We start from the raw sequence: 18,240 nt of genomic DNA, 5'->3' as shown, positions 1-18,240 counted from the left end.
GGGCTGCGAGTGGCCCGAAGGCCAAGATGTGTAAAGATCGGGCCATGCATCGTGTGGTCGTACTGGCGCTGCCGAACGTCATCCCGTTCGAGCTGAGCGTGCCGTCCAGGATCTTCTGCACGGCACGCGATCCGGGAGGCGAGCCGCTGTACGAGGTGATCACCTGCACACTCGACGGCCGCCCCGTCGCCACGGCCGCCGACTACACGATCGCCGTCGAACACGACGCGGGCGCGCTGGCGAGCGCCGACACCGTCGTCATCCCCGCCGCCGCCGGCTTCGCGGACATCACCGGCCCGGAGTCGCTGCCTCCCGAGCTCCTCGACGCCCTCTCCTCGATACGGCCGGGCACCCGCGTCGTCTCGATCTGCATCGCCACCTTCGTCCTCGCGGCCGCGGGCCTCCTCGACGGCCGCCCGGCCACCACCCACTGGCGGCACGCCGAGCGCTTCGCCCGCCTCTTCCCCGAGGTGCGGATGGACTCGGACGTGCTGTTCGTGGACGACGGGGACGTGCTCACCTCGGCGGGCGCGTCGGCGGGCGTGGACCTCTGCCTGCACCTGGTACGGCGCGACCACGGCAGCGAGATCGCCAACCAGGTGGCCCGCCACTGCATCGTCCCCCCGTGGCGGGACGGCGGCCAAGCCCAGTACGTAGAACGCCCGGTCCCCGAACCATCGGCCTCAGGCACCGCGCCCACCAGGGCGTGGGCCCTCCAGCACCTGTCCACCCCGCTCCAGCTGGCCGACCTGGCCGAACACGCGGGCATGAGCAGACGCACCTTCACCCGGCACTTCCGCCACGAGGTAGGCCAGAGCCCCGGCCAATGGCTGCTCCAGCAACGCGTGGAGCTGGCCAGACACCTCCTGGAGAGCACGGACCTGCCGGTGGACCGGGTGGCGGAGCAGTCGGGCTTCGGCACGGCGGCCTCCCTGAGGCAGCACCTGCACGCGTCACTGGGGGTGTCCCCGCACGCGTATCGCCGCACCTTCAGGGCTGTCGGCTGACGGCAACTAGAGGTCGTTGACCAGCCGTGCGGCGGCGATCTCGATGCGGCGCTGGATCTGCTCATAGGTGCGGCGCCCGCGCAGCATCTCCAGGAGCTCCTGCACCCACACGCTGGACAACGACCCCGCCAGGTCGAGCTGCACCTCGCTGGCCCGATCCCGCGTGAGGTCGGCCGACACGCGCAGCAGCAGCCCCGTCATCCGGTCGCCGAACGGCGTCTCCACCTCGGCCATGATCAGTGACCGGATCAGCGCGTCGGCCAGCTCCGGCTCGCGCATGAGGCCACGCGTGGCGCGCATCAGGACGTCGACCGCGCGGCCCGCCGGGGTGGAGGCGCTCGGCGGACGGCGCTGGATGCTGCTCTCCAGCAGGTCGATCTCCTCGCCGACGACCGCCACGACCAGGTCCATCTTCGACGGGAAGTAGCGGTAGAGGGTGCCGAGCGCGACCCCCGCCCGCTCGGCGACCGTGCGCATCTGCATGGCCTCGACGCCGCCGCGCGAGGCCAGGGCGGCGGCCGCCTGGACGATGCGCTTGCGGCGCTGGTGCTGGCTACGCGTACGGACGCTGTGACCGCCGGACGTGGAATGGCTCTCCATGATCCCCTCGGTGTCGCTGGGGGGCGCGGCGGTGGTCGCCTGCGGGGTACGCATGAGAACACGTTATCTGATTTCTCGATAACTCGGCTTGTTACTCGCGGGTCACAAAGAGCCTGCATAGACGCATGTCTGCGGCGCTACAGGCATATATCCAGACTTGTTGGGATGTGTCGTGGCTGGACAGATATTAGAATCTGTTCTAGTTTGCGGAACTGTTGACCGAGCGCTTGCTGGGAGGGTCGATGGCCGCGGACACACTCGCCGCCCTGCTACTGGCCCGGGCCGATGATGACCGTCCGGGGCTGGTGTTCGAGGATCGCGTGTGGTCGTGGCGCTCGGTCGTGGCCGCCTGCCGTACCGCCGCCGACTGGTTGACCGCTCGCTCCTTCGACGGGCCGCCGCACGTAGGGGTGCTCTGCGACAACGTTCCGGAGATGGTGTTCCTGCTGGGTGGGGCCGCGCTCTCCGGGCGGGTGCTGGTGGCGCTGAACCCGACCCGATCGGTGGCGGAGCTGACCCGCGACGCCCGGGCCACCGACGTCGGCCTCCTGCTGTGGGACGCGCCGTACGAGACGGTGGCGCGGTCCGTCGCCGAAGCCTCGGGTACGGCCTCGACGCCCGTCCCGGCCTGGGGCTCGGGGGACGCGCCTGATCTGCCTCTTCCGGGGCCCGACGCGAGCCCGCCGGATCCGGGCGCGTTGGTCATGCTGATCTTCACTTCCGGAACGTCCGGGCGGCCGCGGGCGGTGCGGATCACGCAGCGGAAGATCGCCGTCCCCGGCGTCTCGCTGGCCGTGATGCTGACCCCCGCCGACGCCGTCTACTGCGCGATGCCGCTCTTCCACTCCGGCGCCGTCATGGCCGCGTACGCCCCCGCCGTGGCGTCAGGGGCCGCGCTGGTGCTGCGTCGGAGGTTCTCCGCGTCGGGCCTGCTGCCGGACATCAGGCGATACGGCTGTACGTACCTCCACTACGTCGGCAAAGTGCTCTCCTACGTCCTGGCCACTCCACGACAGCCCGACGACGCCGACAACCCCCTGAAGCTCGCCTTCGGCAACGAGGGGAGCGCCACGGCGACCAGGCGGTTCGGGGAGCGGTTCGGCTGTCATGTGATCGACGCGTTCGGGTCGACGGAGACGGCCATCTCGCTCACCCCGGACCCCATGGGACCGCCCGGATGCCTCGGCAGGCTGCCGGCGGGCATCGAGATCCGCAGCTGGCTGACCGGTCTGCCGTGCCCGCCGGGCCGCGTCGAGGACGGGCGGCTGCTCAACCCCGACGAGGCGATCGGCGAGCTGGTGAACATCGGTGGCCTCGGCCTGTTCGACGGCTACTACAACGACCCGGAGGCCGACGCCGAGCGGATGCGGGAGGGCGCGTTCTGGTCGGGCGATCTGGCGTACGCGGACGCCGACGGCTACGTGTTCTTCGCCGGGCGGGGCACCGAACGGCTCCGCGTGGACGGCGAGAACCTGGCGGTGGCGCCCATCGAGGCGGTCCTGCGGGAGTTCCCGGGCGTGATCGAGGCGGCCGTTTACCCGGTGCCGGACGCGGCGGCCGGAGACCAGGTCATGGCGGCGCTGGTCCTGGAGGCGGCGTTCGATCCCGTGGCGTTCGCCGGGTTCCTCGCCGGGCGCCGCGATCTGGGTGCCAAGTCGTTCCCCCGGTACGTACGCATCTCTGATGGTCTGCCCCAGACCCCCTCGCACAAGGTCGTCAAGCGTGTCCTGGTGAAGGAGGGCTGGCGGACGGCCGACCCCGTCTGGTGGCGTCCTGCGGGCGCGGAGATCCGATTACTGGGCGGCGCGGACGTCGCGGCGATCGAGCGGGAGTTCGCCCGGCACGGCCGGCAACACCTTTTGGAGAAATAGTGGATTTCAACCTGGATGAGACCCAGCAGGACCTGCGGACCCTGACCGCCGACCTCCTGGCGAAGGAGGCGACCTCGGAGCGGCTGGAGGCGCACGAGAAGAGCGGCCGGCCGTATGACGAACGGCTCTGGCAGGCGCTGTGCCAGGCGGAGCTGATGAGCGTGTGCGTGCCGGAGGACGCGGGCGGCGCCGGGCTCGGGCCCGTCGAGCTGGCCGTGGTGCTCCGCGAGTTCGGCGCGCGGGCCGCACCGGCGCCCGCGCTGGCGACACTGGTGAGCACACTCGCCCTGGCCCGCTACGGCACACCCGCGCAGCAGCGCCCGCCGGGCGACGGCGTCGGCACGGTGGCGCTGCGGGAGCCGGGCTGGGCGCCGGCGGCCCCGCCCGTGACCGCCGCTGAGAGGGATAGCGACGGGTGGGTGCTGACCGGCCGCAAGGTCGGGGTCCCGTACGGGAGCGAGGCGGCGTACATGCTGGTCACGGCCGCCGAGGGGGTGTTCCTGGTCACCGGCGGATGGACGGCGCGCCCGGAGTTCGCCGCCAACGGCGAGCCGCTGGCCACCATCGTGCTCAACCGGACCCCGGCCGAGCGGCTGGCCGGTCCGGAAGCGGTCTCCAGTCTGCGGCAGATCTTCACGGCGGCCGTCGCGGCCCAGGCGAGCGGCGTGTTAGCCGGCGCTCTCAAATTGACCACCGAGTACATCAAGAACAGGAAGCAGTTCGGCCGGGCCCTGGCCGAGTTCCAGGCGGTCACCGTACAGATCGCCGACGTCTACATCGCCACGCGGGCGCTCGACGTGGCCGTGTGGTCGGGCGCCTGGCTGCTCGCCAACGACCTCCCGGCGGAGGAGGACCTGGCCGTGGCCGCCTTCCACGTCAGTGAGGCGTACAAGGCGCTCTTCACCTGCCAGCACCTGCACGGCGGTCTGGGCCTCGACGTGACGTACCCGCTGCACCGCTACTTCGCCCACGCCAAGCACCTGACACACCTGCTCGGCGGCGCCGACGCCCAGCTCGACCTGATCGGAGCGCTCGTCTGATGCTGATCGACCTGACCCCCGACCAGCGCAGGCTCCGCGACGAGCTGCGCGAGTACTTCCAGAACTGCCTCACCGACGAAGACCGCCGCAAGATCTCCCAGGATCCCTTCGGCACCGCCTACATGGAGCACTGCCGCAGGCTCGGCCGCGACCGCAAGCTCGGCCTCGGCTGGCCCAAGGAGTACGGCGGCGCCGGTTACGGCCCGCTCGAACAGCAGATCTTCGCCAACGAGATCGCCCGCGCCGGAGTGCCGTACCCGATCATCACGCTGCAGACGGTCGGGCCCACCCTGATGCAGTACGGGACGCAGGAGCAGAAGGAGATGTTCCTGCCGAGCATCCTGGCCGGCGAGTGCCACTTCGCGATCGGCTACAGCGAGCCCGAGGCCGGTACGGACCTGGCCTCGCTGCGGACCACGGCGGTGCTCGACGGCGACCACTACGTCGTCAACGGCCAGAAGATCTTCACCAGCGGCGCCCACTACGCCCAGTACATCTGGCTCGCCACCCGCACCAACCCCGACGCCAAGAAGCACAAGAGCATCACGATGATGATCGCCTCGACCGACGATCCCGGCTTCTCCTGGACCCCGATCATCACCATGGACGGCCGGCACCACACGAACGCCACCTACTACGCCGACGTCCGCGTCCCGGCGAGCATGGTGGTCGGCGAGGTGGACAAGGGCTGGGACCTGATCGTCAACCAGCTCAACCACGAACGTGTCACGCTCGGTCCCGCCGGGAACCTCGGCCAGACCTACGACCGCTTCCTGGCCTGGGCGCGGCGTACCGGGCTGGTGGAGAATCCGGACGTACGACGGGCGCTCGGCAGGGTGCGGGCGTACTTCCGTACGAATGAGCTGCTCAACTGGCAGGTCGCGGCGAACATGGACCTCGGCTGGCTGGGCGCGCCCGACGCGTCGGCTACCAAGATCTACGCCTCGGAGCGGGTACAGGAGGTCGGCCGGCTCATCGGCGACATCCTGGCCCGCTACGGCGACCCGTCGGACCCGGAGACGGCCGAGCTCCTGGAGCGCACCGATCACGGGGTGAAGGGCGCGGTGGTGCTGACGTTCGGCGGCGGGGTGAACGAGGTGCAGCGCGAACTGATCGCGATGCTCGGCCTGAACCTCCCGAGGCCGCCCCGATGACCGACCCCTCGACTCCCGAGTCTGTGATCCCCGGCCCCGCCACGCCCGACCTCTCCACGCCTGACCCCGCGAGCGTGGACAGGGAGTTGCGGGAGCTGGCGGACAAGCAGGTCGCCCTCGGGGAGATGCGCGGCACCCCCGCGGCAGATCCGGTGAACGTACCCATGATCAGGCACTGGCTGACCGCCCTCGGCGACGCGAACCCGGCCTACCTCGACCAAGGGGTCGCCCCGCCCGCGATGATCCAGGTCTGGACCATGCAGGGCCTCCGCCAGGACGCCAAGGATCGCTCGCCGGTCGACGACATGCTCGCCGCCCTGCAGGCGCACGGCTACACGGGCGTGGTGGCGACGAACTGCGAGCAGACCTATCACCGGTACGTACGGCTCGGCGAGCGCCTGACTCCGTCGACCCGCTTCACGAGCCTCGTGGGCCCGAAGCGGACGGCGCTCGGCGAGGGCTACTTCGCCACCTGGAATGTCACCTGGTACGGCGAGGCGGACGAACCAGTGGCCGAGATGATGTTCCGAATCCTGAAATTTCGCCCACGCACCGGCCAACGCCCCAGCTCCACGAGCGCACCATCCGAGACCGCTCCATCTACGGCCGCAGCGTCCGAGACCGCGAAAGCCCCGGAGACCGGCCGTCGCGAGCCGTACCCCTTGCGTCCCGCCGTCAACGCCGACACGGCCTTCTTCTGGGAAGGCGTCCAGCAGGGCGAGCTGCGCATCCAGCGCTGCGCCGACTGCGGCGAGCTGCGCCATCCACCCGGCCCGATATGTCCCGCTTGCCGCTCCACCAACCGCACCCACACCGTGGCGAGCGGCCACGGCACCGTCTACAGCTACGTCGTCCACCACCACCCCCCGGTGCCGGGACGCGAGACGCCCTTCGTGGTGGCAGTGGTGGAACTGCCAGAAGGGGTGAGGATCGTGGGAAACATCGTGGACTGTCCGACCGACGCCGTCAGTATCGGCATGTCGTTGCGTGTGACGTACCGCGCGCTGGACGACGAACTAGTCCTGCCCATGTGGGCGCCAGGGGAGTCGTGATGGAGACGCTGACCGAAGACCAGGTCGAGATCGGTTCGGTGCTTCCCGAGCTGTCGATCGACCTCACGCCCACGGTGGTCGTCTCCACCGCCCTGGCCACCATGGACTTCACTCCGGTGCACCACGACGTCGAGCGCGCCCGCGCGCAGGGCTCCAAGGACATCTTCCTCAACATCCTGACCACGATGGGACTGGTGGAGAGGTACGTCACGGACTGGGCGGGTCCAGCGGCCATCATCAGGCGCATCAACGTCAAGCTCGGGGTCCCGGCGTACGCGGGCGACCGGCTCAGCTTCACGGGCACGGTCGTCTCGCAGGCGGCGGGAGAGCTCACGGTCGGGGTACGCGGCAAGGTCAGCCTTGGCGACCACGCCACCGGCACGATCACCCTCACCCTCCCCACAGCCCCCTGACCCGAAGGAGTGGCACGTCAGTGCTCAAGTCACGAGCCGCCATCGCCGGCATCGGCGCCACCGAGTTCAGCAAGCGATCCGGCCGGTCGGAGCTGCGGCTGGCGGCCGAGGCCGTGTTCGCGGCGCTCGACGACGCCGGGGTGGCGCCGGGTGACGTGGACGGGATGGTGACCTTCACCCAGGACACCAACCAGGAGATCGCCGTGGCCCGCGAGATCGGCGCCGGTGAGCTCACGTACTTCTCCAGGGTCGAGTACGGGGGCGGCGCGGCGTGCGGCACGGTGGCGCAGGCCGCCATGGCCGTCGCGACCGGCATGGCCACCACCGTCGTCTGCTATCGGGCGTTCAACGAGCGGTCGGGCCGGAGGTTCGGGCAGCCGGACGCCCGCCTGGGCGGCCAGCCGACCTCGCAGGGGTTGGAGATGAGCTGGCACGTGCCGTTCGGGCTGATGACGCCCGCCGGGTGGGTGGCCATGTTCGCCCAGCGGTACATGCACACCTACGGCGCCACCTCAGAGGACTTCGGCCGGGTGGCCGTCGCCATGCGCAGGCACGCCTCCACGAACCCCGCCGCCTGGTTCCACGGCCGCCCCATCACCCTGGCGGAGCACCAGGAGTCCAAGTGGATCGTGGAGCCGCTGCACCTGCTCGACTGCTGTCAGGAGAGCGACGGAGCCGTGGCCCTGGTCGTCACGACCACCGAACGAGCCCGCGACCTGCGCCGCTCCCCGGCCGTGATCACGGCTGCCGCCCAGGGCTCGGGCGCGGGGCAGATGATGATGACCAGCTACTACCGCGATGACATGAGCGGCCTGCCGGAGATGGGAGTCGTCGGCCGACGTTTATGGGAAATGTCCGGCCTGACCCCGCAGGACATCCAGACGGCCATCCTGTACGACCACTTCACCCCGTTCGTCCTGGCCCAACTGGAGGAGCTGGGCTTCTGCGGCCGGGGAGAGGCCCCCGGCTACCTCCAGGACGGCGGCATCGAGCTCGGCGGCCGCCTGCCCGTCAACCCGAACGGCGGCCAGCTGGGGGAGGCCTACATCCACGGCATGAACGGCATCGCCGAGGCCGTACGCCAGCTGAGAGGCACCTCCGCCAACCAGGTGAGCGGCGTCCGCAACGTCCTGGTGACGGCGGGCACCGGGGTCCCGACCAGCGGGCTGATCCTTTCGGCCGGCTGACGGCCTCCTGAGCGGCCCGGCCGTCGGCGGGGGTTCCCGTGGTTCGTCACGCGACCGTCTCGATCTCTGTGACGGTCCCGGGGCCGCCCGGCGGACTTTGACGACGACCCCTGCCACAAAGTGGTGGACGGCACCGCACTCTGCCACAAGCGCGTCAACGCAAGGCTGCGCAATGAGGCACCCGGGGCGCTGTAGCCTTTGCCCGTGAGCACGGCTTGAGATGATGCGCAGGTGTTCTAGGTGTGAGACCGGAATACGAGCGAAGCGTGCCATGGCTCGGTTCCACCGCTGGTGGAGGCCGGTGTATCGAAGCCTGATCGGGATCATTAGGATTCTGTCACTCTGTTGGCCGCGCTGATCGTCGAGGTATCTGTTGACGTCGATCGACCGGCGCTGGAGGAGTTCCTGACCTCCGGGCGGGAGCTGCCCTGCTGGCCGGGCACACCGGCCAGGTCATCACCGCGCTGACCAGCCAGGCCGCCACCACGGCCGCCCACCGCCGCGACGGCCTGGATGCGTGCATCCGCTACCTGACCAACAACATCGAGTACCTGCGCTATGACCAGGCGCTCGAAGCTGGATGGCCGATCGCGACCGGAGTGATCGAGGGAGCGTGCCGTCATCTGATCGCTGACAGGTTCGACCTGGCCGGGGCGCGGCGGGGTCTGGCCGGGGCCGAAGCGGTGTTGAAACTCCGCGCGCTGGTCGCCAACGGTCATCTTGAGCAGTACTGGAGTTTCCATCTCGCCCGGCAGCACGAGCGTGTCCATCAGAGCGACTACCAGGACGGATATGCCCTCACGGCTTGATCATTTCAATCGCTGAGAACGAGCCGCACCCACCGTGGCGCGTCAAGCCAGGGAGCGCAGGACGCAGAACTCGTTGCCCTCGGGGTCGGCCATGACCACCCAGCTTCGGTCTAGGCCTTGGCCCACGTCTCTCTTGGTGGCGCCGAGGCCGAGCAGTCTGGTCACCTCGTCGTCGGTGCTGCCGTCGATCGGGCTGACGTCGAGGTGGAGCCGGTTCTTCACGGTCTTGCCCTCGGGCACCTGGATGAACAGCAGGGTGGGCGGCATCTGGCGGGCCCGGACTTCCTCGACGGTCGGCTCCCAGGAGCCGATCTCGACCTTGCCCTCGTTCCGGTCGATCACCTCGAAGTCCAGGACCTCGCACCAGAAGGCCGCGAGTCTCTCCGGATCGTGGCAGTCGACGGCCAACTCGATGAATCTACTGGTCATGTCTCTATTCCCTCTGTTTCAATGCGTTCCGAACCATGCGGAGAGTGCCTCCCGCAGCGGGGACATGGCGCTGTCCGTGGATTCGTCGAGGCCGGCGGCCCAGGCGACGTGGCCGTCCGGGCGGATCAGCAGCGCGTCAGCCGGCCGATCGTCGGTCTTGGCGGTGTGGACGTCGAGGAGATGCCGCCAGTCCCGGGCGATCTGGCGGAGCTCTGGGCGGTCGGCCAGGTCGAGGAGGATGGGTCGGGCGGTGTGCATGAGGTCGGCGACGCTGGTGACGCCCTGGTCGGTGTGCAGGGTGAGGTCGGGGGCGAAGGTGCCGGTCAGCGGGTGGTGGTGGGAGCCGGGCATCGGGTAGCGGATGTCGGTTCCGGCGACGAGGGCTCCCATCCGGCGTAGCGGCTGCTCGTCGGTGAGCAGTTCGGTGAAGACGTCGCGAAGTGCTTCGGCGGCCGCGTCGTGTCCGCGTCGCAGGGCTACCTGCGCTCGGGTGTGCAGCAGGGTGCGGGCGCCGGCCAGATGGCGCTCGGTGTGGTAGGTGTCCAGCAGGCCGGCCGGGGCCGTGCCGTGGAGGTCGGCGGCCAGCTTCCAGGCCAGGTTAACCCCGTCCAGCATGCCGGCGTTGAGCGCCACTCCGGTGGCGGGGAACAGGTGTGCCGCGTCGCCGGCGAGCAGGATGCGACCGGCACGGTATCGCTCGGCCTGGTGGGCCTTGAAGGTGAACCGGGACAGCCGGGTCGATCCGGCCAGGGGCAGGTGGGCGCCGAGCACGCGGTGGATGCTGTCCTGCAGTTCGGTCAGGGTCATGGGGACGTCGTCGTCGTATTCGGTGTTCTCGTCCTCGATGGTGTAGAGGGAGACGGACTGGGTGCCGGGTGAGGAGCCGACGCCGAGCAGGCCCTGGTCGGTGCGGGTGAATCCGGCGCGGATGGTGCCGAAGCCGGGGACGTCGAGATCGCCATTGCCCAGAACGGTGACCGTGGGGGGCAGGGTGACCTGGGCCAGGCGGTTGACCTCGGGATAGGTGGTGCCAGGGAACGGGATGCCGGCGCAGTCGCGGATGCGGCTGCGCGCGCCGTCGCACCCCACGAGATAGCGGGCGCTCACCTGGTAGGGGCCGTCCGGGCCGCGCACGTCCACGGTGACCGCGTCGTCGTCCTGGCTTACCCCGGTCACCTCGTGTCCGCGGCGGAGGTCGACGCCGAGTTCGCCTGCGCGTTCGCCGAGCAGCCGCTCGAGCAGTTGCTGCGGCAGCGGCAGGGCGTGCATCGGGGGATCCGGCAGCTGGGTGAAATCCAGGTGCACGCCGCCGAACGGGAACCGGGGAGCGGGCATCGGGCCGGTGCAGGCCGCTTCGAAACGTTCCAGCAAGCCCCGGTAGCGCAGCAGCTCCAGGATCTGCCCGCCCAGGCCCCCGGCCTTGGGGGTGTCGCGGGGGCGCGGCTGTCGCTCCAGCACCAGCGGCCGCACTCCGGCCAGGCGCAGCTCGGCGGCCAGCATAAAACCCGTCGGACCGGCCCCCACGACGATCACGTCGGCGTCCCCCGCCGGCCGCTCTTCTCGCAGGTCTTCTTCCGCGGGCCGGGCGGCGTCGTGGTGCTTCATCATCTTCATCATCTATGACCTTTCGATCGTGTCGTTCGTCGCGTCGGAACGCGCGAATCGGGACGGAGCTGTCAGCCGGGTGCCAGGCGGCTGAGGTGTTCCCAGGCGCGGTACTCTTCGGCCCTGGCCTGGTTCATCTGCTGAACCAGATCGAAGGACCGGCTGCCGACGATCAGCCGCAGGGGCGGGTCGGGCAGGTCCACGAGCCGCATGACGACCGGCGCGGCCGTGCTTGGGTCGGGACCCGCTTCGTCGCCCCACATCTCGGTCAGCTTCGCCCGCAGCGGGTCGTACGCCGGGTCGGGCGTGGTGGCCGTCGTGCCGGTCGTGAACAGGCCGGTGTCGTAGCCGCCCGGCTGGACGATGGTGACCTTGACGCCGAAGGGTTCGACCTCCTTGGCCAGCGCCTGGCCAAGGGAGTCGATGGCCGATTTGCCGGCCGCGTACAGGCCGGCCGAGGCCGTCCCGCCGCCCGTGCCCATCGTCGTCACCAGGAGGATGTGGCCCGAGCCCTGGGCGCGCAGGTGGGGCAGCACGGCCTGGGTGACCCAGATCTGCCCGAGGACGTTGACGTCGAAGTGGGCTCGGATCTGGGTCTCCGTGGCCTCTTCGACCATGCCGTACAACATCGCGCCGGCGTTGTTGACCACGATGTCGAGCCTGCCGAACGCGGCCACCGCCCGATCCACACCCTCGTGCACCGCGGCGCGGTTGGAGACATCGAGCGGAACGCACGCCAGGGTGTCGGGATGGCGGGCCCGCAGGCCCTCCAGCGGCGCCATGTCGCGGGCCGCGGCCACGACGCGATCTCCCCTGCTCAGCGCAGCCTCCGCGAACGCCCTGCCCAGCCCCCTGGACGCGCCCGTAATGAACCAGACACGCATGACACTCACTCCTTGCATCAGTCTTCGAGAGCCTGGTAGACGGTGGTCCAGAAGTCGCTCATCAGGTGGGCGGGGTTGGGCACGCTGTAGCCGAGCTGGCAGAGCAGGATGCCGGTGAGCTGGTTGGCTGGGTCGGCGTAGGCGGAGGTGCCGCTGCCGCCGTCCCAGCCGAACTGGCCGATCGGGGCGTAGTCGCCGCGGTAGGTGCGCACCGCCATGCCCAGGCCCCAGCCGCCCTGCTGGCCCTGGCCGAAGGAGATGTGCACGGCGTTGCGGGCCAGCGCAGTACGGGCGGCGTTCTGCTCCGGGGTGAGCCGGTTGGTGGTCATCAGCCCCACCGCCGGCCGCGACAGGATCCGCCGGCCCTCGTGAACCCCACCGTTGAGCAGCATCCGGAAGTAGGCGTGGTAGTCGTCGGCGGTGGAGACCAGGCCGCCACCGCCGCCCTGGAACGCCGGGGGCTTGCTCCACCTGCCGCCCTCGGGTTCGTCCCACGCGAGGAATTCGCCCGTGGCGGGGTCGGGGGCGTACAGGGTGGGCAGCCGGTCGATCTGGTCGGCGGGCACGTGGAAGCCGGTGTCCTTCATGCCCAGGGGCTCGAAGATGCGCTCGCGCAGGAAGTCCTCGAAGCTCTGGCCGGTCACCCGGGACACCAGCACGCCGACCAGGTCGCTGCTGATCTGGTACTGCCACTGCTCGCCGGGCTGGTGCATCAGGGGCAGCTCGCCCAGGCGGCGCATCCACTCGTCCTGCTCCGGAACCTCGGTCGGCAGGTTCGGGGTCAGCCCCCGCTCGAAGATGGCGTTCAGGATCGGGGTGCCCAGCGCGGTCATGTCCATGCCCAGGCCGAAGGTGGAGGTCAGCACGTCGCGGACGGTGACCGGGCGGCGGGCCGGCACGATGGCGTCGAGCTCGGCGTCGATGCTCTTGAGAACCTGCCGGCCGGCCAGCTCGGGCAGCCACGGGTCGACCACGTCGTCCAGCCGCAGCCGGCACTCGTCCAGCAGCACCATCGCCGCCGCGATCGAGACCGGCTTGGAGGTGGAGGCCATCCGGAAGATCGTGTCGCGGCGCATCGGCGCGCCGCCGTCGTGCCGCATCGTGCCCAGCGTCTCCACGTGGGTCTGGCCGCCGCGGCTGACCAGGGCCACCAGGCCGGGGATCTTCCCCGAGTCGACATGCCGTGCCAGCACCTGACGCAGCCTGCGCAGCCCCTGCTCAGAGAAGCCGTTTCCGCCGATTGCCATGATCCTTATCTCCTTGGCGTCATGATTGGTCCGCCGGTTCCGTTGCGATCCGGCGTTCGTGCATTCACCCTCGCGAATGGGCCCGACATCGGGCCGTCGCCGCCCTGACGCCGCCGCTGACACGGCAGCGCCAGGTCAGCGGGCGGCCCGGCCGGGTGAAGGCCGCTCCGCGGCGAAGCCGGGAACGTAGTCCTTGAGCCGTATCAGGTACGGGCGGGCCGCCGTCGTGCGATCGAGCCCCTCCTGCGGAGGCGTGCCCAGGAAGAACTGGTCGGCGCCTTCGCGCCCCAGGTGCTGGTGCTCGGCGACGAAGCCGCGCATCTCCCGCTCGTAGGCGGCGAACGCCCGCGCATGGCCGCCGTCGGCGGCCAGCTCGCCGGCCAGGATGTAGGCGCCGATCAACGCCTGGGAGGCGCCGCGACCCGAGGCCGACGCCGCGCAGTAACCGGCGTCCCCGAGCAGCACCACCCGGCCCGAGAACCAGCGGTGCATCTCCACCTGGGCGTTCGCCTCGAAGAAGAGGTCCTTCGCCCCCCGCATCTCCTCCAGCAGGCGCCGGACCAGCCGGCCTTCGTCGGCGAACCGCCCGGCCACGATGCGCTTGTGCTGCCCGGCGTCATCGCGGTCGTAGGCCAGCGGCCCGGAGGCGAAGTGCAGCGCCGCCCGGGCTCGGGTGCCGTCGCGGGTGCCGAGCACCGCGGCCGCCTTGCCCGGTACGCGGTGGACCCGGCCGCCTTCTTCGGTGCCGAAATGGCCGGGCAGGCCGAAGACCGCCGTGTAGAGGCCCAGGTGCCGGACAAAGAGCTCGGGCGGCCCGAAAACCAGCGAGCGGGTCCGCGAATACAGCCCGTCAGCGCCGGCCACCAGGTCGAAGCGCCGCGGCTGGCCCCGGTCGAAGGTGACCCGCACGTCGCCGACCGTCTGCTCCAGTGTGGCGATCGAGTCGCCGAAGACATACTCGACCTCCCGGCGGGTGGCCTGGTACAGCAGGCCGGCCAGGTCGTCCCTGAGGATCTCCAGGTCGCCCGCACGGACCGCCACGGGCAGCGCGGCGTACTCGTCCGCCATCGCCGTATCACCCAGCCGCAGGTCCAGCGCTTCGGCCCGCTCCAGCAGGGCCATCCGGTCCAGCACGTCCAGCGCCTCGCCGCGCAGGCCCGCCGCATACCCGCCCGCGCGCACCCGCGGGGCGCGCTCCACCACGGTCGGGGTGAACCCGTGGTGGCGCAGCCAGTACGCCAGTGCAGCCCCGGCGACGCCGGCACCGCAAACCAGGACGTCCATCCACGTGCTCCCTCGACTAGGCGAATCGTACGCATCGAGGATCAAGTACGGTGAACACCCGAAACAACGACGAACCCCGAAAGATCACCTTCAGCGGGAGTGAACGGAGCAGGTCAGGCGTGGAACTGCGGGACATCGAGATCTTCCTGATCCTGGCCGAGGAACTGCACTTCGGCCGCACCGCCACCCGGCTGTGCCTGTCACCCGCTCGCGTCACCCAGGCGATCCAGAAGCAGGAACGGCAGGTCGGCGCTCCGCTGTTCGAGCGCAACAACCGCACGGTCCGACTGACACACGTCGGACGGCAGCTCCGGGACGACCTCCGGCCGCTGTATGCCGGGCTGAAGGACAGCATGGAGCGCGCCCAGCTCGCCGGCCAGGGCATCACCGGCATCCTGCGGGTCGGCATGCTCCCGCTCAACGCCCACGACCTGCGCCCCTACTGGGACGTCTTCCGCCTGCGCCACCCGCTGTGGAAGCTGCGCGTCCACAAAGCACAGGTGGGCGAAGCCTTTCCCGCGCTGCGGCGCGGAGACATCGACGTCCTGGTGAGCTGGCTCCCCGTCGACGAACCCGACCTCACCGTGGGGCCGGTCGTGTTCGCCGAGCAGCGCGTGCTGGCCGTCGCCACCGACCACCAGCTCGCCTCGCGCGCGTCGGTCTCGCTGGAGATGGTCTCCGACTTCCAGCACCCGCACGCCGACACCGGGCCCGGCTACTGGTACGACGCCTACGCCCCGCGCCTCACCCGGCGGGGCCGTCAGATCGAGCGCGGTCCCGTGGTGCGGGACGCGGAAGAGGCCATGACCCTCGCCAGCATGGACGGGCTTGTCGTGCTCTTCCCCGCCCACGTCACCCGCTACTGGGTACGGCCGGACATCGCCTACCTGCCGGTCACCGATATGGAGCCGCTGCCGTACGCGCTGGTGTGGCGGAGCGAGGCTGAGAGCGAGCCCATCCAGGCCCTGGCCGGGGTCATCCGCGATCTGGGCCCTCTTCCGTCGGCCCCTGACCCTTGAAGGCCTGGACGCCTGCAGATGGCCGCCGGCCTCGGAGCGCTCGGACCCAGCGAAGCTCTCCGCCAACTCATCGACCTCAGCATCCCCAGCACTCGATCAGCAGCGGACTGGGAACTTGCCTGCGCCGACCATCTGTACGCCCTCCGGCGCCGTCCCCCCACCCAGGTCCAAGCGGACATCCATCTCGACCTCATGGCGGTGGTGCACCAGGTCCAGCAGAGCATCGCCCAGATCGGGCCCGACCACGCGCATACGCGCGACCTGTACCGCGCCTTGGCCGCGCTCGCCACGCTGCACGCCAACGTGCTTACCCGCCTCGCCCAACACGGCGCCGCACTCCGGTGGTGGCGCACCGCGTGCCATGCCGCCGACGCGAGCGGCGACCTGTACCTGCAACTCGGCGTACGCAGCACGGAGGCGGGGCACGGCATCGACGGCGGACAGCGGGACCCGGAAACGGTGCTCCGTCTTCTGTCCAGCGCCGCGCCATTGGTCGAGAAGGTGCCGGGCTCGTACGGCGCCGCGCTGATCGACTACACCCGCTGCAAGGCCCTGGCCATGGTCGGGCGACACGATGAAGCACGCGCGACGTTGGAGCGGATCAGCGAGCGTCTGAGCACCGGTCATCTGCCGGCCAGCATCATGGCTGACTACTGGCGGTTGGGGCAGCTCCCGTACGCTCGGGTATGGGTGTACAGCGCGGCAGGCGACATGGCGAAGGCCAGTGAGGCACGGGTCAGGTCGTCAGAGACAACCCCGATTACCAGTACCCGGCTATCGCGCGCCTGCTGACCGCGCAATGCACGGTGGTCAACGGCGGGATTGACGAGGGCCTGCGGGTGGCTGCTGGGGTAGTGGATAGCCTGCCGGCCATCCACCGGACGACGCTGGTCGAACAGGCCGGGCGGATGGTGTTGTCGGCGGTGCCGGTGGAGCAGCGGGAGCGGCCGGCAGTGAGTGATCTGCGGTCAGTGCTGGCAGCTAGCCGATGATGAGCGGGACCGCGAAGAAGACGATCATCGCGATGGCGACGCAGACCAGGAACCCGACCAGTTCCCACGCCCAGTCGTGGTGTCGGCCCTTGCCGGGACGTACCCGGGCTCGCGGTACGTCTGGGACGTCCGGGAGGTCCTCGGGTAGGTCGTCCACGATGGGCAGATCGTCCACGGTCGGTGGGAACGGCAGCGGGGCCGGCAGCCGGTAGATGGGCTCCCTGGCGGCGGTCCTGGGGACGAAGAAGGAGCCCGGCTCCCTGGCCTCGCCCTTGTGTACGAGGATGTCGCCGATGGCGGGCAGTTCCTGGGTGATCGGCTCGTCGTCCAGCACGTCCGCCGGAATGGACGCCGAGAGAGTGAACGGACGTTTCGGCAGGGGCTCCTCGGTCGGCTGAGCAGGCGCGGGCTTCTCGGAAGCGGGCTGCGGTAAGCGGAACAACCCATCACGCACCGGTCGCGCGCCGGAGAGGGCGTCGTTGGACGGCCGCCTGCCGAAGAGCGCGTCCCCAGATGACCGCGTGTCGGAGAGCAGGTCCCCGGGCAGTCGCGTGCTGGGTGACCGAGGCGTGAAGAAGCGCTGTCCCTCAGGAGCCAGGCCCTCAGGAGTCGGACCCTTGGGAGCCAGACCCGCGGGAGCGGGGCCCTCGAGAGCGGAGCCGGGTCCGAACGGGTCGCGGAGTTTGGGCATCGGTGCCGTGGGTGCCTCGTGCTCCGGCACTCGGGACGGCGACGGCGGGGTCAGCAGTTCCGTCGGGAAGATCCCGGTGCTGGTCGCCGCGTCCGCCACAGCCAACGGCTGCGGCCACGTGGGCGGGCCCGGCCAGAGCGGCTTGACGAACATCGGCGCCGCCGTACGACCGGGCGGGATCTGCGGAGCGAAGTGCGAGTGGAGGGACGCGGGCGGTGGCGGCCAGGGCAGCCGTCCCAGTACGTCGCGCAGTGGCGCCACGCCGAGCGCCCCGTAGACGTCGGCCACCGGCTTGGACACGCGGGTTTCTGTGCAGGCCAGGGTGGTGTCGAGCGCCTGCCGGTAGCGGTGCGTGGCGCTGGTGGCCAGCTCGTCCGCCGTGTCGGGCGCTACGTCGAGCACCCAGGCCAGCTCGGCGCGGTCCAGCCCGCACACCTCGCACAGCACGAGCACCTCGCGCTGGTGCGGGCGCAGCTCCCGCAGGACCCGCTCCACCAGCGCGGACGCCGGGTCGATCAGCGGGTCGACCACCGGCGGCGCGTAGACGACATCGCGGCGCTGGATCTCCCGGCGGGCGAACGCGAACAGGGCGGCGCGGGCAGGCGGCGCCGCCTGCCCGCCGACGCGGGCGGACGCTGAGGCAGTGGCCCCGGAACCGCGGGTGGATGCTGAGGTGTTGGCCCCGGAACCGCGGGCGGACGCCCAGGCGTCGGCGGCGGAGCCGAGGACGGACACCAAGGCGTCGGCTGCGGAACCGTGGTCTCCGAGCTGGTCAGCGCAGTACGCGAACAGCCCGGCGGCGTAACGGTCGTAGAGCTCCGCGATCAGTTCCGCCCGGGAGGGGTGATCGGTGAGCAAGTCTGTCACGGGGCCGGATCCTCTTGCTGAAATACGGACGCTTGAGGTGGGGGGTGCGGCGTCTGAGTGTGTGGTGTTAATCATGCCAACTTACCCAG

At 70.4% G+C, this 18,240-nt stretch carries 16 protein-coding genes and 1 pseudogene; 10 read left to right on the top strand and 7 right to left on the bottom strand.

The window, feature by feature from the left end:
* The first annotated feature begins 44 nt into the window (after nucleotides 1-44).
* Nucleotides 45-1,007, top strand: a complete 963-nt coding sequence (locus AB0B64_RS18735) for a helix-turn-helix domain-containing protein (protein ID WP_357949948.1) — start codon at nucleotides 45-47, stop codon at nucleotides 1,005-1,007.
* Nucleotides 1,008-1,013: 6 nt separating this feature from the next.
* On the opposite strand, the gene AB0B64_RS18730 is transcribed toward AB0B64_RS18735, so the two are convergent.
* Nucleotides 1,014-1,607 (bottom strand): TetR family transcriptional regulator, encoded by a 594-nt coding sequence (locus AB0B64_RS18730; RefSeq protein ID WP_357644750.1) that lies wholly within the window; start codon nucleotides 1,605-1,607, stop codon nucleotides 1,014-1,016.
* Between the two features lie 242 nt (nucleotides 1,608-1,849).
* On the opposite strand from AB0B64_RS18730, the gene AB0B64_RS18725 reads away from it, so the two are divergent.
* From AB0B64_RS18725 to AB0B64_RS18695, 7 genes and pseudogenes are all read left to right on the top strand, one after another.
* Nucleotides 1,850-3,478 carry an AMP-binding protein gene (locus AB0B64_RS18725; protein WP_358178620.1) on the top strand — a complete coding sequence of 543 codons (1,629 nt, stop codon included), beginning with the start codon at nucleotides 1,850-1,852 and terminating at the stop codon, nucleotides 3,476-3,478.
* A complete protein-coding gene (locus tag AB0B64_RS18720; RefSeq protein ID WP_358178618.1) occupies nucleotides 3,478-4,518 on the top strand; it encodes an acyl-CoA dehydrogenase family protein in 1,041 nt (346 codons plus the stop codon). Before AB0B64_RS18725 ends, AB0B64_RS18720 begins: the two co-directional genes overlap by 1 nt.
* Nucleotides 4,518-5,672 (top strand): acyl-CoA dehydrogenase family protein, encoded by a 1,155-nt coding sequence (locus AB0B64_RS18715; RefSeq protein ID WP_358178616.1) that lies wholly within the window; start codon nucleotides 4,518-4,520, stop codon nucleotides 5,670-5,672. The genes AB0B64_RS18720 and AB0B64_RS18715 overlap by 1 nt, the downstream gene beginning before the upstream one ends.
* Nucleotides 5,669-6,724, top strand: coding sequence for a bifunctional MaoC family dehydratase N-terminal/OB-fold nucleic acid binding domain-containing protein (locus AB0B64_RS18710; RefSeq protein ID WP_358178614.1), 1,056 nt, complete (start codon nucleotides 5,669-5,671; stop codon nucleotides 6,722-6,724). The genes AB0B64_RS18715 and AB0B64_RS18710 overlap by 4 nt, the downstream gene beginning before the upstream one ends.
* A complete protein-coding gene (locus AB0B64_RS18705; protein WP_358178612.1) occupies nucleotides 6,724-7,137 on the top strand; it encodes a MaoC/PaaZ C-terminal domain-containing protein in 414 nt (137 codons plus the stop codon). Before AB0B64_RS18710 ends, AB0B64_RS18705 begins: the two co-directional genes overlap by 1 nt.
* A 20-nt stretch (nucleotides 7,138-7,157) precedes the next feature.
* A complete protein-coding gene (locus AB0B64_RS18700; RefSeq protein WP_357949964.1) occupies nucleotides 7,158-8,324 on the top strand; it encodes a lipid-transfer protein in 1,167 nt (388 codons plus the stop codon).
* A 509-nt stretch (nucleotides 8,325-8,833) separates the two neighbouring features.
* Nucleotides 8,834-9,133: pseudogene (locus AB0B64_RS18695) on the top strand (ISKra4 family transposase); the annotation flags it as partial.
* 42 nt (nucleotides 9,134-9,175) lie between these two features.
* Here AB0B64_RS18695 and AB0B64_RS18690 read toward each other — a convergent pair.
* The 5 genes from AB0B64_RS18690 to AB0B64_RS18670 all read right to left on the bottom strand — a co-directional run bounded on the left by AB0B64_RS18690 (nucleotide 9,176) and on the right by AB0B64_RS18670 (nucleotide 14,582).
* Entirely contained in the window at nucleotides 9,176-9,562 is a 387-nt protein-coding gene (locus tag AB0B64_RS18690; protein ID WP_357949967.1) for a VOC family protein, read from the bottom strand.
* 18 nt (nucleotides 9,563-9,580) lie between these two features.
* A complete protein-coding gene (locus AB0B64_RS18685; protein ID WP_358178610.1) occupies nucleotides 9,581-11,179 on the bottom strand; it encodes an FAD-dependent monooxygenase in 1,599 nt (532 codons plus the stop codon).
* A gap of 59 nt (nucleotides 11,180-11,238) precedes the next feature.
* Entirely contained in the window at nucleotides 11,239-12,051 is an 813-nt protein-coding gene (locus AB0B64_RS18680) for an SDR family NAD(P)-dependent oxidoreductase (protein WP_358178608.1), read from the bottom strand.
* 17 nt (nucleotides 12,052-12,068) lie between these two features.
* The gene (locus tag AB0B64_RS18675; protein WP_358178606.1) at nucleotides 12,069-13,298 is read right to left on the bottom strand and encodes a serine hydrolase domain-containing protein; all 1,230 of its coding nucleotides are present in this window, start codon (nucleotides 13,296-13,298) and stop codon (nucleotides 12,069-12,071) included.
* Nucleotides 13,299-13,433: 135 nt separating this feature from the next.
* Nucleotides 13,434-14,582 carry an FAD-dependent monooxygenase gene (locus AB0B64_RS18670; RefSeq protein WP_358178604.1) on the bottom strand — a complete coding sequence of 383 codons (1,149 nt, stop codon included), beginning with the start codon at nucleotides 14,580-14,582 and terminating at the stop codon, nucleotides 13,434-13,436.
* 119 nt (nucleotides 14,583-14,701) lie between these two features.
* On the opposite strand from AB0B64_RS18670, the gene AB0B64_RS18665 reads away from it, so the two are divergent.
* Together AB0B64_RS18665 and AB0B64_RS18660 are read left to right on the top strand one after the other, a co-directional pair.
* Nucleotides 14,702-15,601 (top strand): LysR family transcriptional regulator, encoded by a 900-nt coding sequence (locus AB0B64_RS18665; RefSeq protein WP_358178602.1) that lies wholly within the window; start codon nucleotides 14,702-14,704, stop codon nucleotides 15,599-15,601.
* 18 nt (nucleotides 15,602-15,619) lie between these two features.
* Entirely contained in the window at nucleotides 15,620-16,393 is a 774-nt protein-coding gene (locus AB0B64_RS18660; RefSeq protein WP_358178600.1) for a hypothetical protein, read from the top strand.
* 189 nt (nucleotides 16,394-16,582) lie between these two features.
* Here AB0B64_RS18660 and AB0B64_RS18655 read toward each other — a convergent pair whose 3' ends face one another.
* Nucleotides 16,583-18,151: a hypothetical protein gene (locus AB0B64_RS18655; protein WP_358178599.1), complete on the bottom strand. Its 1,569-nt coding sequence runs from the start codon at nucleotides 18,149-18,151 to the stop codon at nucleotides 16,583-16,585.
* Nucleotides 18,152-18,240 lie beyond the last annotated feature (89 nt).

It is taken from the genome of Nonomuraea sp. NPDC049129, assembly GCF_040648495.1.
Taxonomy (GTDB): Bacteria; Actinomycetota; Actinomycetes; order Streptosporangiales; family Streptosporangiaceae; genus Nonomuraea.
The sequence above is the reverse complement of the archived record's forward strand: the minus strand, read 5'-3'. Positions and strand labels throughout refer to the sequence as shown.